The organism is Roseibium sp. LAB1, assembly GCF_054658235.1.
Map to the genome: position 1 here is coordinate 243,145 of NZ_BAAGIB010000003.1, position 26,868 is coordinate 270,012.

Sequence of the window (26,868 nt, forward strand, 5' to 3'; positions counted from 1 at the left end):
TCGTTCACACCCCGCAAGGGGGCGCCTTCTAAGGGACAGGACATGAGCAATCGCATGTGGGGAGGCCGGTTCGCTGAGGGACCGGACGCCATCATGGAGGAAATCAACGCCTCCATCGACTTCGACCGGAAGCTATATAAGCAGGACATCGACGGCTCGAAAGCCCATGTGCGCATGCTCGCGGAAAAAGACATTGTGACGCGGGACGATGCCGACAAGATCGTTCAAGGTCTAGACACAATCCTGTCAGAGATCGAAAGCGGCGAGTTCAAGTTTTCCCGCGCGCTTGAAGACATTCACATGAACATCGAGGCGCGCCTTGCCGAGCTGATCGGCCCGGCGGCCGGGCGCCTGCACACCGCGCGCTCGCGCAACGACCAGGTGGCGACCGATTTCCGCCTGTGGGTGCGCGACACGCTCGACACGCTGGACGTCCAGCTTGGAGAGCTGATGGAAGCGCTGGCGGAAAAGGCGGAAACACACGCTGCCGACGTCATGCCCGGCTTCACGCATCTGCAATCGGCCCAGCCGGTAACTTTCGGCCACCACATGCTGGCCTATGTCGAAATGTTCGGACGTGACCGCGGCCGTGTGCGCGATGCGCGCAAGCGCATGAACGAATGCCCGCTTGGGGCCGCCGCATTGGCCGGCACCTCCTTCCCGATCGACCGGCACATGACTGCCAAGGCACTGGGCTTCGATCGCCCGTCGGCCAACTCGCTTGATGCCGTGTCCGACCGAGATTTCGTCATCGAGGCGCTGGCGACGGCGTCTCTCACGGCCATGCATCTGTCGCGCCTTGCCGAAGAAATCGTGATCTGGTGCTCGGCACAGTTCGGCTTCGTCAAACTGTCGGACAAGTTCTCGACGGGCTCGTCGATCATGCCGCAGAAGAAGAACCCGGATGCAGCGGAGCTGGTGCGTGCCAAGTCGGGCCGCATCTACGGCTCGCTGCAAGCGCTTCTGGTGATGATGAAAGGCCTGCCGCTGGCCTATTCCAAGGACATGCAGGAAGACAAGGAACAGGCCTTCGACGGCCTGGCCAGCGTGTCCCTGGCGCTTGCAGCCATGACCGGCATGATCCGCGACCTGGAACCTGTCACCAAGGCCCTGAAGAAGGCCGCAGGGTCGGGTTATTCGACCGCGACCGATCTGGCCGACTGGCTGGTGCGCGTTCTTGGTCTGCCGTTCCGCGATGCCCATCACGTCACCGGCCGCATCGTGGCAATTGCCGTGGAGAAGGGCGTCGAGCTGCACAAGGTCTCTCTGGAGGAGATGCAGGCGGTGGAGCCGAAGATCACCAACGAGATCTTCCAGGTCCTGTCCGTCGACAAATCCGTGCGCAGCCGGACCAGCTATGGCGGCACATCGCCGGTGAACGTGCGCAAGCAGGCGCGCCGCTGGCTCAAGGAGCTTTCCAAGGCCTGACGGCCTGAGAAAGAACCGCTCTCCCGGCAGGGCCCGGCGCGAACTGGTCTTGCCGAACGCGCCGTGTCATGCGAGGAGAAGGACCGGTGTGTGACTTTGTAAAAACTCCCGTGTCCGCAAGGGCGCGGGGCAGTCGATCCAAAAAGGCATGATGGTGATGACAATGCGGTTCAAAACCCTGGCTCTGGTCGGTCTTTGCCTGAGCGTGACCCTGGCAGGGTGTGGCCGCAAGGGCGGGCTGGACGACCCGGGAGCGCCGGTCCAGCAGGCGGATACCGGGGTCGATCCCGCGGTGGCTGCGCCGGTTCAGCCGGAAGCGCCGGAAAGCGACAAGACCTTTTTCCTGGATTTCCTGATCCGATAAACCATGGGCGCAGCGGGAGCACCGGCTGCGCAACGGAGCAAGCCGGATGCACCGAAGCAACCGTGAAGTTCCATCGTTTCAATGCCGATCAGCTACCGCGCGGTTTGCCAATTCCGCCTGGCGCCCAGCCTGATCCAGCCGCATGAGGGCCGTCCCTTGCATCACTTCGATTACAAGAATGGCGAGCTGTTTGCCGAAGACGTCGCGATCGAGACCATCGCGCGTGAGGTCGGTACGCCGTTCTACTGCTATTCCACGGCGACGCTGACCCGTCACTACCAGGTGTTTGCTGCCGCGTTCAGCGATATCCCGTCGCTGGTTTGCTATGCGATGAAGGCCAATTCCAACCAGGCTGTGCTGAAGACGCTTGCGCAGCTTGGCGCGGGCATGGACGTGGTGTCGGAAGGCGAATTGCGCCGCGCGCGTGCAGCCGGTGTTCCCGCGTCGAAAATTGTCTTTTCCGGTGTCGGCAAGACCGAAGCCGAACAAGCCTATGCGCTGCAGGAAGACATCCTGTGCTTCAACGTGGAATCCGAACCCGAGTTGCGCCAGCTCTCCAGGGTGGCCAGCGCGATGGGCAAGACCGCGCGGGTGTCCATGCGCATCAACCCGGACGTTGATGCCAAGACCCACGCCAAGATTGCAACCGGCAAGGCCGAGAACAAGTTCGGCATTCCCTGGCAGCGTGCGCGTGACGTCTACGCCGAGGCAGCAGCCCTGCCCGGCATCAAGGTCACCGGTATCGACATGCACATCGGCTCGCAGATTACCGAGCTGGAGCCTTTCGACAATGCGTTTGCGCGTCTTGGTGAGCTGATCACGGATCTGCGGTCCCAGGGCCATTCGATCGATCATGTCGATCTCGGCGGCGGCCTGGGCATTCCCTACATCACCGACAACAATCCGCCTCCGCATCCCGATGCCTATGCCCAGGTGGTGAAGAAGCACGTACGCGAGCTGGACTGCATGGTCATGTTCGAGCCGGGCCGCATGATCGCCGGCAATGCCGGTATCCTGGTCACCAAGGTCATCTATGTGAAGGAAGGCGCCGACAAGAATTTCGTTATTGTCGATGCCGCCATGAACGACCTGATCCGACCGACGCTTTACGAAGCCTATCACGAGGTGCGCCCGGTGCGTGAACCGGCGGCAGACGTCGACCGAATCAAGGCCGATATCGTCGGTCCGGTGTGCGAAACCGGTGATTTTCTGGCCCAGAACCGGGATATGCCCAGCGTAGAGGCTGGGGAAATGCTGGCGGTCTATTCGGCTGGCGCTTATGGCGCGGTTCAGTCCTGCACCTACAACACGCGCCTGCTGGTGCCCGAAGTGCTCGTAAATGCAGACCAATTTGCCGTTATCCGGCCCCGGACCAGCTATGAAGACCTGCTCGGCCTGGACCGGATTCCGGATTGGCTCAAGGGTTCGTGAACAGATCGGCTGACAATTAGTTGAACCGACAGGTTGCCGGACAGACCGCTATGCCTCACCTTATTGTAAGGTGGGCAGGTCCAGCGGGCTGCGTTTCCGGAGAAACGGGCAGTTCGGGGGGCAAAACCGGAGGTGCCATTGAGCGCGAGCGACAGCGACCCCGATCAAGACCGTCAGATGTCTCCCGAAGCCAACGGCTGGCGGGCCGTGATCCGGTCCCGGCTGGACAAGCTGGTGGGCCAGAGCCGCCGCGCCTTGTTCATCGAACGCCTCTGGCGTGCCCTTCTCCCTGTGCTGGTGGTTCTCGGCCTGTTTGTCGGACTGTCCTGGCTCGGCTTGTGGCTGGTGTTGCCTGCCTGGGCAGGACCGCTCGGCATTTTGGTATTCGGGGCGGCTGTCTTCTGGGCGGCGCGGGATCTCTTCCATCTTGCCTGGCCGACGCGCGAGGATGCGCTTGCCCGCGTTGAAAAATCTTCCGGCCGCACGCACCGTCCGCTGACCACGCTGGAAGACGAATTGTCGGTGGGTGCGAGCGATCGTGAAAGCCAGGCCATCTGGGCCCTGCATCAGCGGCGCACCGCCGAAGCCGTCGCGGCCATTCGCTCCAAGGCGCCAGACCCGCAGGCCTTTCGCCGAGATCCCTGGGCGCTTCGCGTGCTGGCCGCCAGCGTGCTTGTGATCGGCTTTTCGACAGCCAGCGGCGATCATTTCGGCAGGCTGGTCTCGGCCTTCCAGAACCCGTTCAAGACCGTGGAGCCGCCCAGCCGTCTCGACGCCTGGGTCACGCCGCCGCTTTATACCAGCGAGCCGCCGATCTACCTGACGGGCGAAAGCGCCCAGTTGCGCGACCCGGGAGCGCCGATCTCGGTGCCGGAAGGGTCTGTTCTGGTGGTCAGGACCCAGGGCGCGCGCGATCTCAAGATGACCTACGCCCGTGCGGAAGACGTCGAGCCCAAGGTGATCGAACCCGAACTGGGAACAGAAACAGAAGATCCCGAGCTGAAGACACTCCTGCCGGTGGAACGCCGGCTTGAACTGGAAACGACCGGTATCGTCGAACTGCTCAATGGTGAAGAACCTCTCTTGAGTTACGTGTTTGCGGTGAAGCCGGACGATGCGCCGGAGATCCGGCTGACCGACGATCCGGAGGAACAGCTCAGCGGCGCGCTCAAGTTTTCCTATCTGGTGAATGACGACTATGGCGTCGTGGCCGCCGAAGCCCGCATCGCGCCATTGCCCAATCCGGATCACAACAACCGCGCTCCCCGGCCGCTCGTGGAGGCTCCCCAATTCCCGCTTTCACTTCCGCCGCGGGCCGGAACGGCCAAGACCGCGGAAACCATCCGGGACCTGACGTCGCATCCCTGGGCAGGGTCGGACGTCAATCTTTCGCTGCTGGCACGCGATCAGGCGGGTCAGGAAGGGCAATCACCTGCCTATCGCATCACCCTGCCTCAGCGCCGCTTCGGCAAGCCGCTGGCACGCGCTGTCGTTGAACAGCGCCGCAATCTCGCGCTTGATGCCGAAAGCCAGAGCCAGGTCATTATCGCATTCGACGCTCTGATGCTGGCGCCGGAGATGTTCGACTTCAAGCCGCGCAACTATCTGGGCATGCGCTTTGCCTATGGGGCTCTGGTGAATGCCCGGACAGACGAGGACCTGAAAGCCCTGCTGCCGCTTCTGTGGGATCTGGCCCTGTCGATCGAGGATGGGGATCTGTCAGCGGCCGAACGCAAGCTTCGCGACGCTCAGGAGGCCCTACGCAAGGCGCTGGAGGAAGGGGCGAGCGACGAGGAAATCGCCAAGCTGACCCAGCAGCTGCGCGAAGCGCTGAACGAATATATGCAGGCGCTTGCCGAGCAGATGCGCCAGAACCCGCAGGCCATGCAGCCGTTCGACGGCAACCAGCAGACCTTGAGCGAGCAGGATCTGACCGAAATGCTCGACCGGATCGAGGAACTGGCGCGCACCGGTTCGCGCGATGCCGCCCGCGAGCTGCTGGCACAGATGCAGCAGATGCTGGAAAACCTGCAGGCCGGACGGCCGCAGATGATGCCCAACAGCATGTCCAGCGAAATGATGGAAATGCTCAACCAGCTGGGTGAAATGATCCAGCGGCAGCAGCAGTTGATGGATGAAACCCACAAGTTCAACCAGGACCAGCAGCAACAGCGCCGCGGTCAGCAGCAGCAACAAGGGCAACAACAACAGCAGGGCCAGGGCCAGCAGCTGACGCAGGAGCAACTTGAACAGATGCTGCAGCAGCTGCAGCAGGGTCAGGGCGATCTGGCACAGCAGCTGCAGGAACTCATGGACCAGCTTAACCAGAACGGCATGGGCCAGAACCAGGCGCTCGGCGAAGCTGGCGAGTCCATGGGCGAGGCCCAGGAATCCCTCGGTGACGGCCAGGGCCAGCAGGCGCTCGGCGAACAGGGTGACGCCCTTGACGCTCTGCGGCGTGGCGCGCAGGGCCTGACCGAGCAGATGATGGGTCAGGGCGAAGGTCCGGGGTCGCCCAACGGCGCATCGCCAATGGATGAAGATCCGCTTGGCCGCCCACGGCGCACCGAAGGCCCCGATTTCAACAACCGTGTGCGTATTCCGGACGAGATCGATGTTCAGAGGGCCCGCCGGATCCTTGAAGAACTCCGCCGCCGCTTCTCCGACCCGTCCCGGCCGAAGCTGGAGCTCGATTACCTGGAACGGCTGCTGAAGCGATACTGAGCTCGGTACTGACAAAGGTTTATGACCCCGCTTCGGCGGGGTCAGTTGTTTTTGACCGTAGTGTTTGCATTTGTGGCCCATCCTTCGAAACGCGCAAACATGCGCTCCTCAGGATGAGGTTGTCTTTTGTGACGAGGGCTGTTGTTGACCAGACCGAGAGCCCGGCCACATTCAAATCTCGCATTACCCAAAGATCCCTCCTCATCCTGAGGACGCGCGGAGCGCTGTCTCGAAGGATGGGTCACTTGTCCGGTCCGAAAACGCCTTGGCAATAAATGTGGGGCCACCCGCGCGACACCGGGCAAACAAAAACCCCGCCGAAGCGGGGTCTTTGTTTTCGGGACTGTAGCCGGTCGGTCTTACGCGTAGCGGCGGGTCTCGGACGGGAAATCGCCGGAAATGGCGTTGCGCACCGCCTTGCGGATATCGGCCAGCGAAAACGGCTTGGTGACCACGTCATGCACGAGGGACTCCAGGCCATTGGCCCGTTCACGCTGATCGGCAAAGCCGGTCATGAGGAGAATCGGCAGCCGTGGATAGTCGCGCGCCGTGTGCAGGGCAAGGGCAATGCCGTCCATGACAGGCATCTTGATGTCGGACAGCAGCAGGTCGAAGCTGCCCTTCTCCCGGGTCAGCATCTCGACGGCTTCGCCGCCATCCTCGGCCGCTTCGACGGAATGACCGTCAAGCTCCAGAGCGCGCTTTACGAAGCTGCGGACAGCTTCATCGTCTTCAGTAAGAAGAATGCGAGCCATGCTCACTCTCCTGTGTTGCCGTCTGCCGCTCCGTCGTCCGAGGCGACAACGTATCCAATATAGGGCAACTGCCGCCAAGCGTGGCCCATATCCATACCATATCCGACGACAAACTTATCAGGACAGGCAAAACCGACATAATCGGCAGATATGGCAGCTTTACGGCGCTCGGGTTTATCCAGCAAAGCTGCGATCTTCACCGAGCGTGCGCCCCTGTTCAGCAGTCGCTCCCGCGCGAACGCGAGTGTGCGACCGGATTCCAGGATATCATCCACTAAAATTATATCGCGCTCGTTAACGTCACTTTCAACATCGCGCAAAATGCGGATGGTGTCCGAGCCTTCCGTGCTGGCGCCGTAGGAGGACAGATGCATGAACTCCATTTCGGGCTGCAGCCCTGCCCGGTGCATCGCCCGCACCAGATCGGCTGCGAAAATGAAACTGCCTTTCAGAACGGCGACAACCAGCAGGTTCTGCGGTCTGCCTTCTGCGATTTCCTCTGCGAGAGCGCCAACGCGCTGGGAGATGGCATCTTCATCGAACAGAGTATGGATATGTGATGTCATGGTCACTCTAGAACTACCTGGCGTTGGCCGCGTTCAACAAACCGGACCTGGATATCGGACGCGGCTTTCGGAGGGTCGGCTAATATCGTCCTGAACCGGGTTTCGTCCAGTGCGTTTAGCGTTTTTGTTCTTGGCTCGACCGTCCAGGCATAAACTTCCTGCATATCAGCGCCGCGGATCGACAGGCGCACGGCGGGAACCGAGTTGAGCTCATCGAGCAGGTTGCGGATCGATCCCTCGACCACGAGAACCTTCTTGCCGTCCTCGACTTCGGTGAAGGTGCGCAGGTTGCGGAATTCCAGTCCGCGCAGATTGACTTCAAACCCGATCATTCCGAAGAGGCTCGCAAGGTCAGGAGACTGCTTGACGAGCGTGTCGCGCATGAGAACGAACAGCACGCAGGTCGCCACGGCAACACCGAACAGGGCTACGCCGCCAATGCGCCGGTAATTTCGCCGGAGCAGCCAATTCAGAATGGCCCCGATCTGGTCCCTGCGAAACTTGTTCGGGTTGACGATGATTTTCGGCCGCTTGGCCATGGACTCGATGTCGGCCTTGTTTTCGGGCTCATCGGTTTGGGCATCCTGCTTCAGGTCCGCAGCGAAATTTGCCTCGTCCTTGGCGGCGCGGGCTGCGGCGGGTTCGGGAATGGCAGCCGCCGGCCCGTCGTCTTCATCGTCATCGTCTGGCGCATCCGCGTCGAAAGTGTCTTCCTCAGCGTCGGCAGCCCATTCGGCTTCATCCTGTGCGGGATCTTCCGTAACTGCGGGAGTGTCGATGTCGTCGGCGTCTTTCTTTGCGTCAAACGCAACCGTGCCTTCTTCGTCATCGTCGGGCGAAACGAACCAGCGGTTGCCGCACTTGGCGCATTTGACGCTGCGCCCTTCCGGGCCAAGCGCCTCTATCTTAATCTCGTAGGACGTACTGCAGTCCGGACATTTGATCTTCATGTGCGAAGACCTTTCGCCATGGCATGCTCGAGCGGTTCACTTTTGAACCGGGGGGTCGAAATCCGGCATGAAATATTGGACAAGGGCCAAGCAGATCCTATGACGGGCTTTCAGGTGCTTAATGGACCTTTATATGATTAATGCACCGTTAACGGCCAGGCTATAGCGTTCGGTCCATCAACAGGAGTAATTTTGTGATCCGCTTTGAAAATGTCGGATTGAGATACGGAATGGGACCGGAAATCCTGCGCGATCTGACCTTTCAGATCGAACCGCAATCGTTTCAGTTCCTGACCGGACCGTCCGGGGCCGGCAAGACCAGCCTGATCCGGCTCCTGTTCATGTCCCTGCGTCCAACCCGTGGCCTGATCAAGGTCTTCAACCGCGACCTGAGTGTTATCGACAAGCAGGAACTGCCCAAACTCCGGCGCAAGATCGGCGTCGTGTTTCAGGATTTCCGGCTCCTGGATCATCTGACAACCTATGAAAACGTGGCCCTGCCGCTGCGGGTGGTGGGCAAGGACGAATCCGAATATCGCTCCGATGTGATCGATCTGCTGAGATGGGTCGGGCTTGGCGATCGCATGCATGTTCTGCCGCCGGTGCTGTCAGGTGGTGAAAAGCAGCGCGCAGCCATTGCACGGGCGCTGATCACACGGCCGGAAGTGCTGCTTGCGGACGAACCGACCGGCAACGTGGACCCGCCGCTTGCACGCCGTCTGTTGCGCCTTTTCATCGAATTGAACAAACTCGGCACGTCTGTCGTCATCGCGACCCACGATATCGCGCTGCTGGAACAGGTGGACGCCCGACGCATGGTGCTTGCAGACGGGCGCCTCTCAATTTTCGATTAGGCGGCATAATGGCTCAGTCCGACGACACCGACAAGAAACAGGCAGGCTCTGCCAGTGTCCGCCCACCAAGGCGGACCGAGCGGCTGAAGCGTGGCCGAAAGCCGGCCCGCAAATCCGCGCCCAAGCCGAAAAACGAAGCACCGCAAGGCGACGATGCCAAATTGCGGCCATCCGCGGCGATCGTGCCGCCCCAGGCGGTCGCAGGACGCGCGCTCACGCTCGTGGTTGCCATCATGAGCTTTCTGGCCTGTCTGACGGTTGGTGCGGTATCTGTGGTCTGGGATGCTGCCGATGCCTGGCAGAACGATCTGGTGCGCGAAATCACCATTCAGATCCGCCCGACCGAAGGTGTCGACATGCTGCGAGAGATCGACAAGGCTGTTGCGCTCGCACAGGAATTTCCGGGCATCGATTCCGTTCGTGCCCTCTCCGATGCAGAAACCAAGGCATTGCTGGAACCCTGGCTCGGCGAAGGTCTGCAGCTTGACGGTCTGCCTGTGCCGAGGCTCATTCAGATCACCGTCGGCGATCCGGAGCTTCTGAACCTCACACAGTTGCGCTCCATGGTCTCTGAGAGCGTGACAGGTGCGAGCGTCGACGATCATTCGGTCTGGACATCGCGCCTGTCGGCCATGGCCGGTGCCGTGGTGCTTGGCGGCTTTGCCATCATGGTGCTGGTGCTCGGCTCGATGGTGTTGAGCGTCGTCTTCGCCACCCAGGCGGCGATGGCCGGCAACAAGGATGTGGTTTCCGTTCTGCATTTTGTGGGTGCGGAAGACGGTTTCATTGCCCGCGAGTTCCAGCGGCATTTTCTGATGCTGGGCCTGAAAGGCGGTGTATCCGGCGGTGTTGCGGCCATCCTGAGCTTTCTCACAGTCGACATGCTCACCCGGCAGAGCTCCGGTCAGGCGGGGTCCGATCAGGTATCGGCTCTCTTTGGCGGCATCTCCGTCAGCCTGCCCGGGTACCTTGGTGTGTTTGGTGTCGTATTCCTCGTGGCGATCCTGACAGCCCTCACTTCAGGCCTCGCGGTCAAGGCCCATCTGGCGAAAGTGGATTGATTTTATCGCACAATGCCGTGAAATTGGCCGAATCACTTATCATAGTCGCGCCATGACCCATGCTGACACAGTGTTAGATCCCGTTCTGGACGACGGTGCTTCCGTCGTTGCCGACCGGCGTGTGTCCGTATCTCAGGACAAGGGCACAGTACACAGGAACGGTACCAAGGCCGATCGACGCAAGAAGCGCTTCGGCCTCAGGATCCTGTTCGTCGCGGTTGTCACGGCGCTTGTCGTCGGCACCATCGGCCAGTTTGCAACGTTCGCCCAGAAGGTTGCCACCGCCAGGGTTCCTGCATCGGCCAATGCCGATGCCATCGTCGTGCTGACGGGTGGGCATGCCCGCGTCAACGAAGCAATCCGTCTTCTGGAAGAAGGCCGTGCCAACCGGCTGTTGATTTCCGGCGTTCATCCAGGCACCACGCGCGAGCAGCTTGCCGCCGTCACCGCGTCCACAATGCCGCTGGAAAAGAACAGCGTCGATCTCGACCGAGTCGCGCTCAACACTGCGGGCAACGCGGTGGAAACCGCCAACTGGGTCAAGAAAAACGGCTTCTCCTCACTGCTGGTCGTGACCAGCGCCTACCATCTGCCGCGTGCCAAGGTGGAACTTGCCGGCGCCCTGCCGAATGTCGCGCTGATTGCCTATCCGGTCTTCTCCAAGGACCTGAAGCTGGACAGCTGGTACAGGGAACCGGCAACGATGCGGCTTCTCATGCGCGAATATGTGAAGTATATCCTCGCCCGACTTCGGATTACCGTGCAGGGTGTGCGCTGACAGCTGTCGGACCACGGCCGAGCGGTGGCTTCACCTATGACCAGTTTTACGGTGCCATGGTTTTTCTGCGCTCTACCCTTTTCCAGATCCTGTTCTACACCGTCACGTTTGTGCTGATGGTCCTGTTTGCACCGGTGATGCTGTTGCCGCGCCGCTGGGGCTGGTGGGTCGTGCCGACCTGGTCGCGGGTGCTGCAGCTGCTGATGCGGGTCTTTGCGGGTATCAAGGTGGAAGTCCGGGGGCGCGAGAACCTGCCTGACGGTGGTTTCATCGCCGCCATGAAGCATCAGTCCGCGTGGGAAACGGTGGCGCTGATACCGCTTTTCAGAAGCCCCACCTTCATTCTGAAGCGCGAACTGCGCTGGATACCGATCTTTGGCTGGTACACGGCCAAGTTCAAGCAGATCCCGATCAACCGGGGCAAACGGTCCGAAGCCCTGGTTGCGATGATGCAGGCCGCCAAGGAGGCGATCGCCGAAAAGCGCCAGATCCTGATCTTTCCTGAAGGCACACGCCGTCCCGCCGGAGCGGAGCCGAAATACAAGTTCGGTATCGCCCATCTCTACAGGGACCTGAAATGTCCCGCGGTCCCGATTGCCCACAATGCGGGTCTCTACTGGCCGCGGGCGTCGTGGAAGGTCTATCCGGGTACGGTGATTGTCGAGATCCTGCCACCGATCGAACCCGGCCTGGCTCCGAATGCCTTTTACGAAAGAATGGTCACGGACATCGAAACGGCCAGTGACCGTTTGATCGAGGAAGCCCGCGCGGCCCGCAAGCCCTCTCCGGTGCTTGAAGACGTCGACACGCGCCGCAAGGCACAACCGGCCTGAAAAAAGACCGCCCGGGCGAACCGGGACGGTCTTTCTGTTTTGAAGCTCGTTCAAGCGCGATGATCGCCTGAAGCTTACCTCAGGCTGCCTTGCCGGCTTCTGCCGTTTGCAGGCGCATCAGGATCAGATGCAGCGCACCGCCCAGAACCGCGCCGATGACCCAGCCGTAGCCGGACAGTTCCGACAGGGCCGGAACCCACACAGTTGCCACCGAAAACAGAGCGGCGATTGCAAAGGCGAAGATGGCCTTCATGTTCCAGCCGTTGTTGTAGTGGTAGCGGGCATCCGGATCTGAGGAAAACAGCGCCTCGACATCGATGGTCTGCTTGCGCACCAGGTAGTAGTCGGCGACCAGAATACCGTAGAGCGGTGCCAGGAAGGCGCCGAGCGTGTCGACGAAGGCGGCAATGCCGATGTTCGAGATGACAGATACCCACAGCGCACCGATGAAGAAGGCGATGACGGCGGTGATGATGCCACCGGTCTTGGCTGAGATCTTCTCCGGATTGAGGTTGGCAATGTCATAGGCCGGCGGAATGAAGTTCGCCACCAGGTTGATGCCGACCGTCGCGGCAAAGAAGGTGACGGCGGCAATCAGTGTCAGCAGGACGTTGTCGACGCGGTCGACGATATCGGCCGGGTTTACCAGTTTTTCTCCGAACAGCACCACGGTGCCCGCGGTCACGAACAGCGCGATGAAGGAGAAGAAGGCCATGGAGACCGGCAGGCCCCAGAAGTTGCCACGCTTCATGGCGCGTTCATCCGACACGAAGCGGGAAAAGTCACCGAAGTTGATCACGACGGCGGCGAAATAGGCGATCATCGTGCCGACCACCGCGACAAAGGCGGCAACAGGTCCGCGCGGGTCGGTTGCTTCGCTGCCTTCGAAGATGGTGCCGAGGGCCGAGAAGATGCCGTTGCCGGCTTTCCACCAGATCACAAGGCACAGCGCGATCATGACGATGTAGACGAACGGGCCCGCCCAGTTCAGGAACTTGCCGACCCAGTCGATGCCCTTCATGAACAGGGCGACCTGGAAGACACAAACAATGATGTAGGAAATCCAGCCGACCGTGGTCATGCCAAGGAATTCCGCGCCACCTTCCGTGCCGAGCAACGTGTTGAGGAGCAAGGCAACCGCCGTTGAGGCGAAATAGGTCTGCACGCCGTACCAGAAGATGGCGACGATGCCGCGCACCAGCGCCGGAAAGCGCGCGCCGTAGACCCCCATCGAGGCACGGGCGATCACCGGATAGGGCACGCCGTGCTTCACCGACGGGCGGCCGGTCAGGTTGACCAGCACCATGACGAAGAAACCGGCCAGGACAATAGCCGCGAAGACCATCCATCCATTGAGGCCGTATGTGATGAACAGCGATGCGGCCAGCGTATAGCCGAACAGGCTCTGGATATCGTTGTTCCAGACGTTGAAGATCTCGAATGCGCCCCACTTGCGCTCCGAAGCCGGGATTGGCGCCAGATCCTCGTTATAGAGGGCTCCGTCTCGCGGTCCCGATTTGCCAGATAAATTCGCCATAGTCTCCTCCTTGTGGCCACATCCCCGGCGGCCTCGGTGTCTTTTTCCGGACGTTCGCACGTCTTCTTGCGTTCTCCCGGACGCAGGAAGCTCTTGGCTGTGCATTGCAAAAAGTTTGTGCTTGCATCTAACATTTTACAAAGCATGTTAGGTAACAGACTATACGGAATTTCAAGCAGGTCCTTTCGGTTTTGCTTGGAAATGCCCAAGACGACAACCTGCGATCATCCGGACCGGATCGACGGAGCTGCAATGAAGGACGCGAACAAGGGTGAGTTGCTGAACGACAAGGCTTTTCAGGCACTTGTCGAAGCCTTGCGCAGCGGCTCGCTGCGTAATGGCCAGTTCCTGTCGATGTCCCAGCTTGTCGACCAGCTGGACTATCCGATCGCTCCCGTGCGCGAAGCGGTGAAATATGCCAGTTCGCAAGGCTTTCTGACGACAGTGCCCAAGCGTGGACTGCAGGTGATGGAAGCCAGTCCGGACAACATCCGGGAATGTCTCGACGTGCGTCTGGTGCTGGATCAGGAAGGCGCACGCCGGCGGATTTCAGAGGGAAATCTGGATGGGCTGGAGGCTTTGCGCCGGCGGCACGAAATCATGCGGGACGAGGCAATCACCGGCCCTGCGGCGACCCTGCCGCCCAAGGCTATCGAGGTGGACCTGTCCCTGCACACCTATCTTGGTGAAGGTCTCGGAAACTCGCTTCTGTCTGCGGCCTATGCATCAAACCGCATCCGCATTGCCGTCATCCAGCATGCCCGGCCGTTTCTTGCGGACCGGATCGCCTCGGCGATGGGCGAACACCTGGCCGTTATCGAGGCTCTCGAAACCCGGAACGAGGCTGCAGCGGTGCAGGCCCTGAAATATCATTGCGAGCAGACGCTGCGCTGGTGGGGAGTTCCCTGACGGAGCACTTCCTGACCGGACGTGTCTTCCGGCTTTGCGCCGAGCTCAGTTCTTCAGCCGTTCCGCCAGCCAGGCCAGACCCGTATCGGGAATGCCCATTTCCTGGAGATGCGCGGCCGTGTTGATGACATAGTCCGGATTGGCTCCGGACTTGCCGACGGCACCCCTCACGATCTCCAGCTGCTCTTCCAGCGGCAAGGCTCCGGCATATTGGGCATGGCCGTGGTCGACCATGTAAACAAGCGCTTCAACCTTCTCGCCGCTGTCGAGCTCCACGTGATGGTGGTGTTCCTTGTAGACCATGGTGGTCTGTTCGCGGGCGCGCAGATATTCCAGCACCTGCGGCCAGATTTCCTCGGCCACCTGATAGGCAATGCCCCGGCAGGCGCCGCCATTGTCGAGGCCGAAGACCAGGCCGGGGCGCTGCTGCGTGCCTCGGTGGACCCAGGAATAGACGCAGAGCGAGCGATGCGCGCCGCGCAGCAGTGCCGGCTCGGCACGCTGGTGATCAAATCCCGGGTTCCACATCAAAGAACCATAGCCAAAGACCCAAAAATCGCTCATATCGACCTGTCTTGTGTTACCGCAGCTGCGGAGATAGCAAGCTGCACCGGCCGTTTCAATGGCACTCCGGCTGCCGCCTGCCCTGCGGGCGGATCTTGTCGGGAGCCGGAACGGTCCGGAAACCGACCGAACAAGAAGAGAGCCTCTGCCCGTGTCCGATACAAAGATCATGCCGCCGAAACCTTCCAGACGAGGTTACATCCTGCTGGCCGGAGCGATTGCCCTGGTGGTTGCGGGCTGGTCGGCGGCCTGGTTGTACGGCCAATCGGTCCTTCAGGAGCAACTGGACCGTCAAATCGCCCGCATGGCGGACCAGGGTCTGGACCTGAGCTGCGCAAACCTTGGTATTGCCGGCTATCCGTTCAGGTATGAAGTCACTTGCGCGGACCTGCGCTCGGCCGACCGCTGGGGGGCTGCCGCATCGGTTGGCGGTCTCAATGCGGTCGCGCTGGTCTATAATCCGTGGCACGTAATCTTCGAGGCGACGTCTCCCGCGGCCATGTCGGTGCCGGTCAATGGCCTGCAGGGTGACCTGACCTGGCAGACCGCCCGCGCCAGCGTGAAGTTCAGCGACAACGCGCTCGGATCGCTCGATGCGGTGGTCGACAAGCCGGAGGCGGCGTTTGATACCGCCCTCGCCCGGGGGCTGTTCGCGGCTGAAAAAACCGAAATTCATTTGCGCAAGCTGCCCGAAAGCGTGGCGACACTGGAAGCTTTCCTATCGGTCCAGGATCTCAGCCTCAAGTCCCTACCGGAGCTGCAGCAGACGATCTCCCTGCGCGGTCATGCCCGCATCGATGGCGGGACGGCCCTGCTGGCAGGTGCTGACCTCTTTTCCCTGGTGCAGGCACAAGGAGGAGAATTGCCGGTGGAGCTGGTGTTGGCCGAGGCAGCGCTCGGATCCGGCAAGGCCACGGCAAGCGGTAATCTGGTGCTTGCCGGTGACGGCACGCTCAGTGGTTCGCTGGAGCTGGCCCTCGGCAACCCGGAAGCGCTTCTGGACACCCTGAAGCCCCTGTTCCCGCCGGAAGACCAGACCTACACGCTGCTGCAAAATGTGGTGAAGAGCCTTGAGCCGGCCGCGAAGGACGTCGACGGCGTGCGGACTGTTTCCCTGCCTGTCTCGGTCGACCGCGGCCTTGTCCGCATCGGCTTCCTGCCGCTCGGCCAGATCCCGCCGTTGTTTTCGGCGGGATCCTGAAAGTTCTGCCGCCTCAGTCCGCATCCGCAACAGAGGATTGCGGACTGAAGCTTGTCTCATACTGCTGTCCGGTCAGTCGCCGGCGACGCGGTCGATCGGGATCAGGTAGCTCTTCCGATGGTCTGGTTCGGCGATCTTTTCGTAGAGCGCAACCGCCGGGGTGTTCTTGCCCGGCACGATCCAGCGCAGATGCAGCCATCCGCGGCTCTGGCCTTCGGTTACCAGCGTCTCGATCATCTTGCGACCGGTGCCCTTGTTGCGGTGGTCGGGATGGACGTAGATGTCGTCCAATTGGCCGATCCTGAGGCCGGTGATGAGTTCCGGCAGGTCGAAAAACACCGCGAAGCCGACCAGCTTGTCGCCTTCGAAAGCGCCGAGAACCTCGGCAGTTTTGTCGGCCAGAATGCGTTCGGCGTAATAGGCGTCCGGCCGGCGCGGTGCACCGCGCTTCAAGGCTTGGGCATTTTCCGCAATAAGCGGCGCAAGCTGAAGGGCATCATCCAGCCGAAGGGCCCTGATTTGCGTTGTCGTCATGATTTCCCCGGATAGCAAATCGATTGAGGGTGTGACTTTGGCACACCATGTCCCGAAACCGGTTCGCTGATCAAGGACTTCGATCAATTAATGGCCGCGGCATCGCTGTCGGTCGGCACATGGGGCCGTATCCGCGCTCAGACGTCTTTCGCGTGCGGCAATTTCGTGCCATGAGCGTTGCACGGCAAACGACGGGAACCGGAAATGGCGGACCAGCAAAAGTTGAAGGCGACATTGATCGGACTGACGGCTGTGCTGATGTGGGCGACCCTCGGCCTGTTCGGTGCCGGTTCCGGCAATGTGCCGCCCTTCTTGTTGAACACCCTGTGTTTCGGCTTCTCCGGGATCGTAGCGCTTATTTGGCTGATGGTGACAGGCAAGACCCGGCTGCTCCGGCAACCGCTCGGCGTGTGGGCCTTCGGCACCTTCGGCCTGTTCGGCTTTCATTTTTTCTATTTCACCGCCATCCGCAACGCGCCGCCCGTTGAAGCCAATTTGATCAACTACACGTGGCCCTTGCTGATCGTTCTGTTTTCCGCCCTGCTGCCTGGTGAGCGGCTGCGTCTGCACCATGTCATCGGCACGGTTCTGGGTCTGGCCGGGGCGGTGCTTCTGATCACCGGTGGTGAAGGTGTCGGGTTTTCCTCCGGCTCAATGCTCGGCTACGGCGCGGCGGTGGCGTCCTGCCTGTTCTGGTCCAGCTATTCGGTCCTGTCGCGCAGACTGGGGGCGGTGCCGACCGAAGCCGTTGCAGGATTTTGCCTGATGACGGCGCTCCTGTCGGGGATTTGCCATCTGGCGCTGGAGGAGACGATCCTGCCTGCAACGTCGCTGGAGTGGGCATCGGTGCTGGCACTGGCCGCCTTTCCGGTTGGGCTTGCCTTCTTCACCTGGGACATCGGCGTCAAGCGCGGTGATATCCAGGTGCTGGGCGCGGCGGCCTATTCAGCGCCGCTTCTGTCCACCTTGCTGCTGATTGCCTTCGGCTTCGGTGCCTTGACGCTGTCCGTCGGCATCGCCTGTCTGGCGATTACGCTGGGGGCGGTGATTGCCGCGAAGGACATGCTCTTCAAACGCCGACAAAAAGCACCGGTGAGCGTGCAGGCAGAGGAACTTCAGTGATCGGCGGCATTGCCTGCGTTTGGTGGTTGTCCGGTGCACGAACGCGGCCCTTCCCCCTTCGGCGAATTCCCCTCCTTGACGCGATCCACTAAGTTAACCGGAAACCCGTTCTCCCGACTTGCAGGATCGACCCATGACCACACAGCTCAGACCCCGCCGTTCCGCTCTCTATATGCCCGGCTCCAACGCCCGGGCGCTGGAAAAGGCGGCAACGCTGGATGTGGACTGCCTGCTGCTTGACCTTGAAGACGCGGTTGCGCCCGATGCAAAGGATATGGCGCGTACGCAGATCGTCGAGGCGGTGTCAGCGCGCGGTTACGGCGAGCGCGAAGTGGTGATCCGCATCAACGGGCTGGATACCCCCTGGGGAGAAGACGATCTGGCAGCGGCGGTAAAGGCCAATCCGGATGCCGTTCTGGTGCCCAAGGTCAATAGCCCCGCCGACCTGCAGATGGTCGCGCACAAATTGTCGCTATTGGGGGCTTCGACGGATCTGAAACTCTGGGCGATGATGGAAACGCCGCTGGCGATGCTGAATGCCGGGGCCATCGGCGCCTGCGGCCTGGATCCGGCCGTGCGGCTGTCCTGTTTCGTGATGGGCACCAACGATCTGGCCAAGGAGACCCGGGCCCGCCTGACGCCTGGCAGGGCGGCCATGACACCCTGGCTGATGACATGCGTTGCAGCTGCGCGTGCGGGCGGCATCGACATTCTGGACGGGGTCTACAATGCCTTTCAGGACGAGGAAGGCTTTGCGGCCGAATGTGCCCAGGGTGTCGACATGGGCATGGACGGCAAGACGCTGATCCATCCGAAACAGATCGCCCCCTGCCATGCCGCCTTCAGTCCGTCGGAGGAAGAGGTTGCCTGGGCACGCAAGATCAACACCTTGTTCGACGAGCCGGAAAATGCAGGCAAGGGCGCAATCCAGGTGGACGGCAAGATGGTGGAAAGGCTACATGCGGATATGGGCAAGCGGGTGATCGCAATTGCCGACGCCATCGCAGCCCGGACCTGAGACACAAGAGACCATTCATGAAACTCTACCGCTTCATCACGGGCATCGACGACAGTGAGTTCTGCCACCGGGTTACCCAGGCTCTCAACAAGGGGTGGCAGCTGTCCGGCTCGCCCTCCCTTACCTATGACGCGACGCGTGGCGCGACCATTTGCGGTCAGGCTGTGACAAAGGACGTCGAGGGTGTCGAATATTCCCGGGATATGAAGCTCGGCGACTATTGATCGTTTTCAGACCCGTCTGAAGCGCTGTCAGGTACGGTTCATACTCTCCGCGTCAAGCCGGAGCGGATACGGGCGTCTTTGCCGCAAGACCGTCCTGTAGCAGATCCTCGACGAACCAGGCCGCAAACTGGTGGCGGCCCGAAACGCCAGCCTTTGCGTAAATTCTGGTCAATTGGGCGCGCACGGTTCCCTGCGCCGCGCCCCGCAATTGTGCGATTTCGGAAAGATCCAGGCCTTTCAGGGCCAGGAGCCCAACATCGCTTTCGGCCGGGGTCAGTCCCCACTCGGCAAACTGGGCGTCGATAATCCGCGCAAGATCGCCACGGGCCGCGCCGAGGGCGCGCTCCTGATCACGCAGTCTTTCCAGCGTGAGGCGTAATTGCCAACCTGCCAGGAAAATTCCGACGACCAACACGAAGGCGACGAAGAATTCGAATACGGAATGCGGGCTGCCGACGTCGGTCACAAGGTCGGTAAAGGCATCGCCGACAAAGAAGATCGCGGCGACGGATTGCAACAGCATGAATGCGGCAAGGGCGGTTGTTTCCCGCCGTCCCTGCCGCAGGTTGATTCCTGAAATTGTCATTTGTCCTTGATCCGGCCAACCAGCATGGGCCGAACCAGATTACGCCTCATCGCACGACTTTCAACTGCGACACCTGCGACATGGATCAGCGCGAGCACCAGCATCAGGTTGGCGGCGACCTCGTGAACCTCCTCCGCGGCTTCACCCAGCACCGTGTCGTGCTCCTTTTCCTCGCCGTCCTCTTTGACAAGCACCGACCAGTCTCCGGACGCAACTGCGGCCTTTTCCTCCGCAATCGTGATGGGGCTCTTGGCGCCGGTCATGTAGAGACCCGTCGCGGTCACCACGACCAGGCAGACCCAAAGGGCGTAAACCATCATCGCTCCGGCGGGATTATGAGAGCGATAGTGACGCGGCTTGCCGCGAACAAGGTCGATCAGGTGTGACACCGCGGCTCGGGGATCTGGAGGAAAGGCGGAGAACCTGGCTTCGGCTGGTCCGAGAAAACCCCAGACGAAGCGGAGTATCAGCAAACCGAGAACGCCCCAGCCAATCCAGATGTGGATCGTGCCGCCCCCCTTGTTGATGAGGCCATTGGCGATGACCGCGATGGCGATCAGCCAATGGCTGATGCGCACCAGCGGATCCCACAGATCGGGGGGGCTTTGCGCCCCCTCGGTCAATTGCGCGTTGTTACGTGCATCCATGGTCAGTCTTCGTTCTTGACGTTGGTGACCTTGCCGGATTTCGGGTCGATATAGACTTCCCAAAGCTGGTTTTCCGCATCGGTGCATTTTGCTTCGATCTTGCCGTCCTCGGCTTCAAAATCCTTGACGGTGCAACCCGCCTTGGCCAGCGCTGCAGTTGCTTCTTCCGGATTGGTGCCGACCATGTCGCCGACGGCGGGCATGGCCTGAGCGGCGACCGGAGCGAGGCAGAGACACAGAACAGCGAGAGATTTCTTCAGCATGGGTTGGTCCTTCATCAGATGGTTGTGACCGTTGGCGGTCTTGGTCCTGAATGGCGGCGAACCCGGCTCCGGTCGATTGACGGATTGCTGATTTCGGGGGCTGTAAGCACCTGCTTATGCGCCGGATTCCTGTCTCCGGCGGGTTTCTCGGCGGCGGGGCAGGTGATTTGGGCTGCCCGGGCTTGAATTCGATGATCTGACTTGCGAAGTCATCCGAACGAAATTTCCCCGGCGACACTCCTGCGCTGATATCGGCCCCATTGCTTCAAGGAAACCGACCGTTGCGTATCTTTTCCCTTCTGGCGCATCCCAGAACCAACAGCTTCTGTCACGCTCTTTCACAACAGGCGCGAGCCGCCTTGGAAGCCGAAGGGCATCAGATCGAACATCATGATCTTTACGCCGAAGGATTTGACCCCTGCCTGACGGCCGAGGAAGCCTACTCGATCGGCGATACGCTGGAAGAAGTGCTTTCCCGTTCGGAGGATCCTGTCGTTTCCCGGCACAGGGCAGGTATTTCAGACGCAGACGGGCTGCTGGTCGTCCATCCGAACTGGTGGGGCAAACCGCCGGCGATCCTGGCGGGCTGGATGGACCGTGTGCTGGTACCGGGTGTGGCCTATCGGCTGCAGACCGCCGAAGGTCTGCCGGAAGGGTTGCTGTCGATCCGAAAGGCGGTCGTGTTCAACACGTCCGACACCGAGGCCGAGCGTGAACGCCTTGATCTCGGAGACCCGCTGGAGTTGATCTGGGGGCGCTGCGTCCTGCCGTATTGTGGCGCTCTCGACTACGAGCGCCACGTTTTCAGGCCTGTCGTCGGCAGCTCCTATCCCCAGCGGCAAGGCTGGCTTGAAGCGACTGCCCATATCTGCAGAACCGCTTTCGACGGCTGATCAGCGTTCTGTCAGGCCGCGCAGGACGTCGGCTGCAAGTTCGAAGGAGTTCACGCGGGCACGGTGATCGTGGATCATGCCGGTGATCATCAGCTCGTCCGGCTGATAGCGGTCGATGATTGCCGCGAGTTGCTCCCGGATGGTGTCCGGAGACCCCGTTGCCGAGCACGACAGGGCAAGTTCGACCTGTGCCAGTACAGGTGCCGGAAATTCGTCCCTGACGTCTTCCACCGGCAAGGGCAATTTGCCCGGGTTGCCCATGCGCAGCCTGGCAAATGCTAGGAGCTGGGACGAACGCAGGTAAGCGGCCTCTTCATCCGTGTCGGCGGCGAAGACACCAGCTGCCACCATCACGTGCGGTTTGGCAAGTTGCGGCGACGGCTGGAAGGTCGCGCGATAGATCTCCAGCGCTTCTTCCAGCATTGCAGGGGCAAAATGAGACGCAAAGGCATAGGGCAATCCGAAGGCGGCCGCGAGTTGTGCGCCGTAGAGGCTCGAGCCGAGGATCCAGACCGGAACCTGCGTGCCTTCCCCCGGGATTGCGCGAACCCGGGTCGATTCCGAGGCCGGTCTGAAATAGCCCATCAGTTCCTGGACATCCTGCGGAAAGCTGTCCTCACCGGCCATGTGGCGACGCAAGGCCCTGGCTGTCGCCATGTCCGTTCCCGGTGCGCGGCCCAGACCAAGGTCGATCCGTCCAGGATAGAGCGTTGCCAGGGTGCCGAACTGTTCCGCGATGATCAGCGGCGAGTGGTTGGGCAGCATGATGCCACCCGCACCAACACGCATTGTGGAAGTCGCCGCAGCCACCTGTCCGATGACAAGCGAGGTTGCGGCGCTGGCGATGCCCGGCATGTTGTGGTGCTCGGCCAGCCAGTATCGATGGTAGCCCGCCTGTTCTGCCAAACGTGACAGATCGACCGTGTTCGCAAGGGCTTCGGCCGCTGTCTGGCCTTCCGGCACAGGCGAAAGATCTAGAAGAGAAAAATTCTGCATGGATATCTCCGTTGGAGCTCCATGTAGGATCTGAAAACCCGCCCGCCAAGGTCAACTTTTATCGGCCGCCGCTTCTGCGCAGTCCTTCCAGGCCTTCAAACGCGCACGGCTCCCGGGATGAGCGGGAGCCGTGAAGCGATTTGCCGGGGATGCCGGTTTGTTAGATGCGGGAACGGTTGACCCGGGCATCCAGGCTGTAGCGGCCGGCACCAAAAGCGACCACCTGAAGAAGGCCACCTGCGATCGCGATGTTCTTGAAGAAATGGATGAACTGGTTCTGATCACCAAGCGCGTTGTGGAATGCCAATGCAGCGGCAACGGTGAACAGTGCCATCAAACCGGCGGTGATACGGGTCTGGAAGCCGGCAACCAGCGCCAGGCTGCCCAGGATTTCCACGGCGACGGCGCCGACATAGGCCAGGGTCGCAAAAGGCAGGCCTGCGGCATCGATCCAGCCGATCGTGGCTTCGGCAGAGCCGAGTTTGGTGATGCCGGAAAGCAGAAACAGCGGCACGATCAGAAGGCGGGCTGCCAGCGGTATGCCGCCGTCCAGAACCCGGGTGAGAACGGTATCGCCTGTGTGAGAGGCGGAGATTGTATCGAGATTTGCCATTTTCAGTACTCCTGTTTGACGGGGGCATTTTTTTGCCGCCCGATACTGAAAACAAGATACTGTCTATTCAGAAAAGTATAAGCTTCACATTTATGATCATATTATCCACCAATAGTGGACAATATGCCTTCGCTGCTGCCGACGGTAGGAGACCGTAAGTTACGAAACCGGTTGGCCCGGGTCGGACGTTCGTTGCTAGCGCTCTCGGAGGCAGGTTCACGTTCCGGCGGAGGCTCTTTGCCGAAGCCGCTGCTTATTCCCGTCTGCCGGATAGGCAAACTCGGCAGCAGGACCACCGCTCTCCAGGACATGGGTCTTGAGGATTGTATCCACACCTGCTTCGTCGACCCCGCAATAGGTCGTGCCGTCGGGCCAGACTTGCAGGACAGGCGCCAGATTGCAGGGACCGAGGCAGCTTGTTTTGCAGCTCATCATGCCATCGCCCGCGTCCCGCAGTTTCAGCCGGTCCTGTTCGGTCCTCAGGTGAGACCAGAGACTGACGGCTCCGGCATCGTTGCAGGCACCGCCCATGCAGACCAGAATGCGGTGTTTTTGTCCGGGAATAATGGACGCATCGGGCAGTTTCACCGTTTCCTCGAGAACATTGCCTGCAGCCGTGTTCGTGGCAAGCCCGGTGAGAAGTTGTGTCAGCTCCTCCGACCTGGTTGCAGGCGCATCGGCGATCCGGATTGCGGGTAGAAACCCCTGCCGGTTCTGTTTCCAGCGGTGTACGGACCGTTTGATCCAGGCGGGAAATCCCGGCTCCATCGGGATCATCACCGGAACGATGACAACCTCCGGGACGGATTGCCCGGCCAGGTCGTCAAGGCGCTGGCGCAAGGAGGGGCTGCCCTGTTCCGACAGGGCGTAGACCGTCTGGAAACCCGGCATGGCCGCCGATACGGATTGTGCGAGCGCTTCAAGCTCTGCAAGCGGCTTTGCCGCTATAGCTGCCTTCGCAAGAAGCAATATGGTTGGACGCATCAGGCAGCTCCAGCTTCAACAGGAACGATATAGGGATAGGTTTCCACCTCGCCGACCAGGGCGGCGACGCCGTAGGATTCGCGGATGCGGTCGGGTGAAAGCACTTCCCTCCAGGATCCCGTGGCGACGATCCGGCCGCCGGACAGAAGCGCCAGCCGCGTGCAGTAGCGCGCCGCAAGCGACAGGTCGTGAACCGCGATAATGATCGCCATACCGGTTTCCTCGGCCAGCGATCTGACCAGACGCATTGTCTCCATCTGGTGTTTCAGGTCGAGTGCGCTTGTGGGTTCATCAAGCAGCAGCGCCTGTGGCTGCTGGACCAGGGCCCGGGCAATCGCAACGCGCTGACGTTCGCCACCGGAAAGCCGGGCAACTTCGGAAAAGGCGTGATGGGCCATGTCGACCCGCACAAGAGCGTCGATTACGAGATCCCGGTCCGCGGCCCCCAGGCTTCCGGAAATATGTGGCGTGCGGCCAAGTTGCACGAGGTCGATGACGGACATGGCCACGTCATCCGGTATATGTTGCGGCACATAGGCAAGCTTGCGGGCATAAGCTTTGCGGTTGAAGGAAGCCTGTGGCCTGCCCTCCACTTCGATGCTGCCCTGTCCCGGCGTTGCAAGCCTTGCCAGGCATTTCAGCAGGGAACTCTTGCCTGCGCCGTTGGCTCCCAGCAGACCGAGGCATTCGCCCTTTTCTACGGCCAAGGAAATGTCTTGCAGGATGGTTCGGCTGCCATAGCTGAGCGACAGCCCCTTTATGCAAATCATTGCAGTGTCCTCCGACGTTGCCTCAGGATCAGGTGAACGAAGAGCGGTACACCGACATAGGCGACGACGATGCCTACGGGAATGACGGCCGGTGAGAACAGGGATCTGCCGATGGTATCGGCGACGAGAAGCAACAGAGCGCCAACGATCATGGAATACGGGATCAGCCAGCGGTGATCGTTGCCAATGGTCATGCGGGCGATATGGGGTGCTACCAGACCAACGAACCCGATCACGCCGGTAAAGGCGATGATGCCTGCCGTCAGAAGGACGGAGAAGACCGCTGCCGCCAACCGGGTGGTTCTGAGATTGTAGCCGAGAGAAGCGGCGGTTTCCTCGCCTGCTGAAAGTGCGTTGAGTGCCCAGGAAAGTTTCCAGAACACAGGCGTAGCCAGGGCCAAAATGACAGTGGAGACCAGGACCTCGTCCCAACCGGAAGCGTTCAGCGAGCCGAAGGTCCAGTGCACGATGGCGGACAGCTGCTCCTGGGTCGCGACGAATTGCAAAGTGGCCGTGAAGGCGCTGAAGAGATAGGTGAGGCCGATACCGGCCAGAATGATGGTGGTGGCGGACACGCCGCTGAGGCCTGCAATGCCGAGCACGATGGCCGCGCACAGGAGCGAGGAGGCAAATGCCCCGCCGACGATCAGATAGTTGCCGATATCCGGCATGGTGAGCGCACCCGCAAGGATGGCAAGCGCGGCGCCGAAGGCGGCGGCGGGAGACAGGCCGACGGTAAAGGGGCTGACCAGCGGGTTCCGCGTGATGCCCTGCATGACCACGCCGGCAACGGAAAGGCCGGCACCGGCAACAATCGCCATGACGATGCGTGGCAGACGCAGCTGCAGGACCACTTTTTCCTGCAAGGTGGAAACTTCTGCGATGAGTCCATCCGATAACACGAAGCCGAATGTGATCTGCAGTGCCTGACTGAAGGACAGGTCGTTGGCGCCGAGCGACAGGGCCCAGAGCGCGATCATGATGAGAACCAGAGTGCCCGCCCCGCATAGAAATGCGGCTTTGGCGGTCCGGCGGGCATAAGCCCGCCGGATGTCGCCAGGTGCAACGGTGGCGCGTCCGGCCAGGCCGGACGAAATGAAACCGTTCATCATCGGCCTTCGGCTTCGGTGATACGGGTCCAGTACCGGCCGGGATAGGACACGCCCTGGAAGTCTTCCAGCCAGGTCTTCATGACCGCGTCCGGGTCGACATCCTCAAACCGGTCCGGATAGAGCCACTTGGCGATGGCAAGCGCTCCGATCATCTTGGAACAGCCGCCGGCAAGGTAATAGTTCATGTGATAGACGCTGCCGGTGCCCATGGCAGGAACTTCGTCAATGCCCGGTCGAGCGGCGAATTCCTGAAAGAAGGTATCGGAAAACTCGGCCGGATGAAGAGGGTAAGAGCCCGGTTGAAGCTTGACCACCAGGTCCGGCTTGGCAACGAGAATTGCCTCGGGGTCGATTTCGAAATTGTGAACCGTGCCGCGTTCCCTGGGCTGGGTGCCGATATCTATGGCTTCGAAAATGTTGCGGCCGCCGCCCGCCTCGATCATGTCGTGCCAACCGGATCCCTGGAGAACCGACCGGAACGGTGTCTTTTCCTCCAGATAGACCTTTCTGGTGTCGACACCGCTCAGGCGTTCCTTCAACAGGGAAATGTGCTCGGTGTAAAAGGCATTCAGTTTTTCAGCGCGTTCTGGTTTGCCGAACATCTTGCCAAAGGCGTCGATGTTGGACACGTGTTTCAGCACGTCCCAGCCGGTCAGAACCACAACGGGAATGTCGAAGGGTTTCAGCGTGTCGATCGCTTCTTCCCATGCGCCGTTGCGCGGGAAGATGACCACATCCGGTTCCAGCGCGATGATCGCCTCGTAATTCGGCTCGCGCTGACCGGTGCCGACCAGCATGTTGTCCTGCAGATCCGGCCAGTAGGTCGGGTCGCGGGTCACCCAACTGTCGACACCAACGATGATCTTCATTCCGCCGACGGCGCGCACAAATTCGGCATTGTAGCGGTTGAAGACGACAACGCGTTCAAGCGGTTTTTCGAAGCTGAGTGTACGGCCGGTATCGTCTGTAATTTCAACCGGTTCGGCGAATGCGGACGCGGAGATCAACAGCAGACAGACGATGAGAAGTGCTGCGTTGATTGATTTCCAGACGCGTACCGGGATTCGCCCGGCAGCGGCGCGATGTCTGGATATGGAATTGTATGTGAGCAAAGGTCCCGTGCTCCAGTTGCGGCGGAGCAAACGGAGACG

The 26,868-nt window shown here is 60.9% G+C and carries 29 protein-coding genes; 14 read left to right on the forward strand and 15 right to left on the reverse strand.

Annotated elements, in window-relative coordinates:
* Positions 1-42 precede the first annotated feature (42 nt).
* From argH to ACYQ54_RS19090, 4 genes are all read left to right on the forward strand, one after another.
* Positions 43-1,428: an argininosuccinate lyase gene (gene argH, locus ACYQ54_RS19075; RefSeq protein ID WP_460085465.1), complete on the forward strand. Its 1,386-nt coding sequence runs from the start codon at positions 43-45 to the stop codon at positions 1,426-1,428.
* Between the two features lie 163 nt (positions 1,429-1,591).
* Positions 1,592-1,792: a lipoprotein gene (locus tag ACYQ54_RS19080; RefSeq protein WP_460085468.1), complete on the forward strand. Its 201-nt coding sequence runs from the start codon at positions 1,592-1,594 to the stop codon at positions 1,790-1,792.
* A 156-nt stretch (positions 1,793-1,948) separates the two neighbouring features.
* Positions 1,949-3,223 (forward strand): diaminopimelate decarboxylase, encoded by a 1,275-nt coding sequence (gene lysA / locus ACYQ54_RS19085; RefSeq protein WP_460086103.1) that lies wholly within the window; start codon positions 1,949-1,951, stop codon positions 3,221-3,223.
* 132 nt (positions 3,224-3,355) lie between these two features.
* Complete coding sequence (locus ACYQ54_RS19090; RefSeq protein ID WP_460085471.1) at positions 3,356-5,947, forward strand: TIGR02302 family protein; 2,592 nt, start codon at positions 3,356-3,358, stop codon at positions 5,945-5,947.
* 359 nt (positions 5,948-6,306) lie between these two features.
* Here the strand turns inward: ACYQ54_RS19090 and ACYQ54_RS19095 are convergent, their stop codons facing one another.
* The 3 genes from ACYQ54_RS19095 to ACYQ54_RS19105 are packed head-to-tail and all read right to left on the reverse strand — an operon-like array spanning position 6,307 to position 8,218.
* Positions 6,307-6,702, reverse strand: a complete 396-nt coding sequence (locus ACYQ54_RS19095) for a response regulator (RefSeq protein WP_460085473.1) — start codon at positions 6,700-6,702, stop codon at positions 6,307-6,309.
* A gap of 2 nt (positions 6,703-6,704) precedes the next feature.
* Complete coding sequence (gene hpt / locus ACYQ54_RS19100) at positions 6,705-7,268, reverse strand: hypoxanthine phosphoribosyltransferase (protein ID WP_460085475.1); 564 nt, start codon at positions 7,266-7,268, stop codon at positions 6,705-6,707.
* 2 nt (positions 7,269-7,270) lie between these two features.
* Complete coding sequence (locus ACYQ54_RS19105) at positions 7,271-8,218, reverse strand: zinc-ribbon domain-containing protein (RefSeq protein ID WP_460085477.1); 948 nt, start codon at positions 8,216-8,218, stop codon at positions 7,271-7,273.
* Positions 8,219-8,412: 194 nt separating this feature from the next.
* Between ACYQ54_RS19105 and ftsE the strand changes: the two genes are divergently transcribed.
* The 4 genes from ftsE to ACYQ54_RS19125 are packed head-to-tail and all read left to right on the forward strand — an operon-like array spanning position 8,413 to position 11,744.
* Positions 8,413-9,072: a cell division ATP-binding protein FtsE gene (gene ftsE, locus ACYQ54_RS19110; RefSeq protein WP_330561210.1), complete on the forward strand. Its 660-nt coding sequence runs from the start codon at positions 8,413-8,415 to the stop codon at positions 9,070-9,072.
* 8 nt (positions 9,073-9,080) lie between these two features.
* Positions 9,081-10,133 (forward strand): cell division protein FtsX, encoded by a 1,053-nt coding sequence (locus tag ACYQ54_RS19115; RefSeq protein WP_460085479.1) that lies wholly within the window; start codon positions 9,081-9,083, stop codon positions 10,131-10,133.
* A 52-nt stretch (positions 10,134-10,185) separates the two neighbouring features.
* Positions 10,186-10,911 carry a YdcF family protein gene (locus tag ACYQ54_RS19120; RefSeq protein WP_460085481.1) on the forward strand — a complete coding sequence of 242 codons (726 nt, stop codon included), beginning with the start codon at positions 10,186-10,188 and terminating at the stop codon, positions 10,909-10,911.
* Between the two features lie 56 nt (positions 10,912-10,967).
* Positions 10,968-11,744 carry a lysophospholipid acyltransferase family protein gene (locus tag ACYQ54_RS19125; RefSeq protein WP_460085483.1) on the forward strand — a complete coding sequence of 259 codons (777 nt, stop codon included), beginning with the start codon at positions 10,968-10,970 and terminating at the stop codon, positions 11,742-11,744.
* A 79-nt stretch (positions 11,745-11,823) separates the two neighbouring features.
* On the opposite strand, the gene ACYQ54_RS19130 is transcribed toward ACYQ54_RS19125, so the two are convergent.
* Positions 11,824-13,281, reverse strand: a complete 1,458-nt coding sequence (locus tag ACYQ54_RS19130; protein ID WP_460085484.1) for an NCS1 family nucleobase:cation symporter-1 — start codon at positions 13,279-13,281, stop codon at positions 11,824-11,826.
* Positions 13,282-13,482: 201 nt separating this feature from the next.
* Here ACYQ54_RS19130 and ACYQ54_RS19135 point away from each other — a divergent pair, with 201 nt between their 5' ends.
* Complete coding sequence (locus ACYQ54_RS19135; protein WP_460085486.1) at positions 13,483-14,190, forward strand: GntR family transcriptional regulator; 708 nt, start codon at positions 13,483-13,485, stop codon at positions 14,188-14,190.
* Positions 14,191-14,235: 45 nt separating this feature from the next.
* Here the strand turns inward: ACYQ54_RS19135 and ACYQ54_RS19140 are convergent, their stop codons facing one another.
* Entirely contained in the window at positions 14,236-14,754 is a 519-nt protein-coding gene (locus ACYQ54_RS19140) for a gamma-glutamylcyclotransferase (RefSeq protein WP_460085488.1), read from the reverse strand.
* Between the two features lie 151 nt (positions 14,755-14,905).
* On the opposite strand from ACYQ54_RS19140, the gene ACYQ54_RS19145 reads away from it, so the two are divergent.
* Positions 14,906-15,955 carry a DUF2125 domain-containing protein gene (locus tag ACYQ54_RS19145; RefSeq protein ID WP_460085490.1) on the forward strand — a complete coding sequence of 350 codons (1,050 nt, stop codon included), beginning with the start codon at positions 14,906-14,908 and terminating at the stop codon, positions 15,953-15,955.
* 72 nt (positions 15,956-16,027) lie between these two features.
* Here the strand turns inward: ACYQ54_RS19145 and ACYQ54_RS19150 are convergent, their stop codons facing one another.
* Positions 16,028-16,489 carry an N-acetyltransferase family protein gene (locus tag ACYQ54_RS19150; RefSeq protein WP_460085492.1) on the reverse strand — a complete coding sequence of 154 codons (462 nt, stop codon included), beginning with the start codon at positions 16,487-16,489 and terminating at the stop codon, positions 16,028-16,030.
* A 204-nt stretch (positions 16,490-16,693) separates the two neighbouring features.
* On the opposite strand from ACYQ54_RS19150, the gene yddG reads away from it, so the two are divergent.
* From yddG to ACYQ54_RS19165, 3 genes are all read left to right on the forward strand, one after another.
* Positions 16,694-17,611 (forward strand): aromatic amino acid exporter YddG, encoded by a 918-nt coding sequence (gene yddG / locus ACYQ54_RS19155; RefSeq protein WP_460085493.1) that lies wholly within the window; start codon positions 16,694-16,696, stop codon positions 17,609-17,611.
* 133 nt (positions 17,612-17,744) lie between these two features.
* Positions 17,745-18,629, forward strand: coding sequence for an HpcH/HpaI aldolase/citrate lyase family protein (locus ACYQ54_RS19160; RefSeq protein ID WP_460085495.1), 885 nt, complete (start codon positions 17,745-17,747; stop codon positions 18,627-18,629).
* 17 nt (positions 18,630-18,646) lie between these two features.
* Entirely contained in the window at positions 18,647-18,853 is a 207-nt protein-coding gene (locus tag ACYQ54_RS19165; protein WP_460085496.1) for a DUF1737 domain-containing protein, read from the forward strand.
* 52 nt (positions 18,854-18,905) lie between these two features.
* On the opposite strand, the gene ACYQ54_RS19170 is transcribed toward ACYQ54_RS19165, so the two are convergent.
* The 3 genes from ACYQ54_RS19170 to ACYQ54_RS19180 are packed head-to-tail and all read right to left on the reverse strand — an operon-like array spanning position 18,906 to position 20,349.
* Positions 18,906-19,439, reverse strand: a complete 534-nt coding sequence (locus ACYQ54_RS19170; protein ID WP_460085498.1) for a helix-turn-helix transcriptional regulator — start codon at positions 19,437-19,439, stop codon at positions 18,906-18,908.
* A complete protein-coding gene (locus tag ACYQ54_RS19175) occupies positions 19,436-20,086 on the reverse strand; it encodes a cytochrome b/b6 domain-containing protein (RefSeq protein ID WP_460085499.1) in 651 nt (216 codons plus the stop codon). The genes ACYQ54_RS19170 and ACYQ54_RS19175 overlap by 4 nt, the downstream gene beginning before the upstream one ends.
* Before the next feature lie 2 nt (positions 20,087-20,088).
* A complete protein-coding gene (locus ACYQ54_RS19180) occupies positions 20,089-20,349 on the reverse strand; it encodes a PepSY domain-containing protein (protein ID WP_460085501.1) in 261 nt (86 codons plus the stop codon).
* A gap of 281 nt (positions 20,350-20,630) precedes the next feature.
* On the opposite strand from ACYQ54_RS19180, the gene ACYQ54_RS19185 reads away from it, so the two are divergent.
* Positions 20,631-21,242: an NAD(P)H-dependent oxidoreductase gene (locus ACYQ54_RS19185; protein ID WP_460085502.1), complete on the forward strand. Its 612-nt coding sequence runs from the start codon at positions 20,631-20,633 to the stop codon at positions 21,240-21,242.
* Here ACYQ54_RS19185 and ACYQ54_RS19190 read toward each other — a convergent pair whose 3' ends face one another.
* The 6 genes from ACYQ54_RS19190 to ACYQ54_RS19215 form a co-directional block, all read right to left on the reverse strand.
* Complete coding sequence (locus tag ACYQ54_RS19190; RefSeq protein ID WP_460085503.1) at positions 21,243-22,238, reverse strand: LLM class flavin-dependent oxidoreductase; 996 nt, start codon at positions 22,236-22,238, stop codon at positions 21,243-21,245.
* A gap of 160 nt (positions 22,239-22,398) precedes the next feature.
* On the reverse strand, positions 22,399-22,851 hold the full coding sequence (locus ACYQ54_RS19195) for a DoxX family protein (RefSeq protein ID WP_460085505.1): 453 nt from the start codon (positions 22,849-22,851) through the stop codon (positions 22,399-22,401).
* Positions 22,852-23,067: 216 nt separating this feature from the next.
* Entirely contained in the window at positions 23,068-23,835 is a 768-nt protein-coding gene (locus tag ACYQ54_RS19200; RefSeq protein WP_460085506.1) for a (2Fe-2S) ferredoxin domain-containing protein, read from the reverse strand.
* Positions 23,835-24,605, reverse strand: coding sequence for an ABC transporter ATP-binding protein (locus ACYQ54_RS19205; protein WP_460085508.1), 771 nt, complete (start codon positions 24,603-24,605; stop codon positions 23,835-23,837). Before ACYQ54_RS19205 ends, ACYQ54_RS19200 begins: the two co-directional genes overlap by 1 nt.
* Positions 24,602-25,714, reverse strand: coding sequence for a FecCD family ABC transporter permease (locus ACYQ54_RS19210; RefSeq protein ID WP_460085509.1), 1,113 nt, complete (start codon positions 25,712-25,714; stop codon positions 24,602-24,604). The genes ACYQ54_RS19205 and ACYQ54_RS19210 overlap by 4 nt, the downstream gene beginning before the upstream one ends.
* Positions 25,714-26,829, reverse strand: a complete 1,116-nt coding sequence (locus ACYQ54_RS19215; RefSeq protein WP_460085510.1) for an ABC transporter substrate-binding protein — start codon at positions 26,827-26,829, stop codon at positions 25,714-25,716. The genes ACYQ54_RS19210 and ACYQ54_RS19215 overlap by 1 nt, the downstream gene beginning before the upstream one ends.
* Positions 26,830-26,868 lie beyond the last annotated feature (39 nt).

Bases quoted from the DNA above. Each gene is read 5' to 3' on its own strand.
- ACYQ54_RS19080 (WP_460085468.1), top strand. From the start codon at position 1,592: ATGCGGTTCAAAACCCTGGCTCTGGTCGGTCTTTGCCTGAGCGTGACC.
- argH (WP_460085465.1), top strand. From the start codon at position 43: ATGAGCAATCGCATGTGGGGAGGCCGGTTCGCTGAGGGACCGGACGCC.
- ACYQ54_RS19105 (WP_460085477.1), bottom strand. From the start codon at position 8,218: ATGAAGATCAAATGTCCGGACTGCAGTACGTCCTACGAGATTAAGATA.
- ACYQ54_RS19200 (WP_460085506.1), bottom strand. From the start codon at position 23,835: ATGCGTCCAACCATATTGCTTCTTGCGAAGGCAGCTATAGCGGCAAAG.
- hpt (WP_460085475.1), bottom strand. From the start codon at position 7,268: ATGACATCACATATCCATACTCTGTTCGATGAAGATGCCATCTCCCAG.
- ACYQ54_RS19150 (WP_460085492.1), bottom strand. From the start codon at position 16,489: ATGACGACAACGCAAATCAGGGCCCTTCGGCTGGATGATGCCCTTCAG.
- ACYQ54_RS19190 (WP_460085503.1), bottom strand. From the start codon at position 22,238: ATGCAGAATTTTTCTCTTCTAGATCTTTCGCCTGTGCCGGAAGGCCAG.
- ACYQ54_RS19095 (WP_460085473.1), bottom strand. From the start codon at position 6,702: ATGGCTCGCATTCTTCTTACTGAAGACGATGAAGCTGTCCGCAGCTTC.
- ACYQ54_RS19180 (WP_460085501.1), bottom strand. From the start codon at position 20,349: ATGCTGAAGAAATCTCTCGCTGTTCTGTGTCTCTGCCTCGCTCCGGTC.
- ACYQ54_RS19135 (WP_460085486.1), top strand. From the start codon at position 13,483: ATGCCCAAGACGACAACCTGCGATCATCCGGACCGGATCGACGGAGCT.
- ACYQ54_RS19120 (WP_460085481.1), top strand. From the start codon at position 10,186: ATGACCCATGCTGACACAGTGTTAGATCCCGTTCTGGACGACGGTGCT.
- yddG (WP_460085493.1), top strand. From the start codon at position 16,694: ATGGCGGACCAGCAAAAGTTGAAGGCGACATTGATCGGACTGACGGCT.
- ACYQ54_RS19195 (WP_460085505.1), bottom strand. From the start codon at position 22,851: ATGGCAAATCTCGATACAATCTCCGCCTCTCACACAGGCGATACCGTT.
- ACYQ54_RS19160 (WP_460085495.1), top strand. From the start codon at position 17,745: ATGACCACACAGCTCAGACCCCGCCGTTCCGCTCTCTATATGCCCGGC.
- ACYQ54_RS19170 (WP_460085498.1), bottom strand. From the start codon at position 19,439: ATGACAATTTCAGGAATCAACCTGCGGCAGGGACGGCGGGAAACAACC.
- ACYQ54_RS19130 (WP_460085484.1), bottom strand. From the start codon at position 13,281: ATGGCGAATTTATCTGGCAAATCGGGACCGCGAGACGGAGCCCTCTAT.
- ACYQ54_RS19175 (WP_460085499.1), bottom strand. From the start codon at position 20,086: ATGGATGCACGTAACAACGCGCAATTGACCGAGGGGGCGCAAAGCCCC.
- ACYQ54_RS19210 (WP_460085509.1), bottom strand. From the start codon at position 25,714: ATGAACGGTTTCATTTCGTCCGGCCTGGCCGGACGCGCCACCGTTGCA.
- ACYQ54_RS19165 (WP_460085496.1), top strand. From the start codon at position 18,647: ATGAAACTCTACCGCTTCATCACGGGCATCGACGACAGTGAGTTCTGC.
- ACYQ54_RS19205 (WP_460085508.1), bottom strand. From the start codon at position 24,605: ATGATTTGCATAAAGGGGCTGTCGCTCAGCTATGGCAGCCGAACCATC.
- ACYQ54_RS19125 (WP_460085483.1), top strand. From the start codon at position 10,968: ATGGTTTTTCTGCGCTCTACCCTTTTCCAGATCCTGTTCTACACCGTC.
- ACYQ54_RS19115 (WP_460085479.1), top strand. From the start codon at position 9,081: ATGGCTCAGTCCGACGACACCGACAAGAAACAGGCAGGCTCTGCCAGT.
- ACYQ54_RS19140 (WP_460085488.1), bottom strand. From the start codon at position 14,754: ATGAGCGATTTTTGGGTCTTTGGCTATGGTTCTTTGATGTGGAACCCG.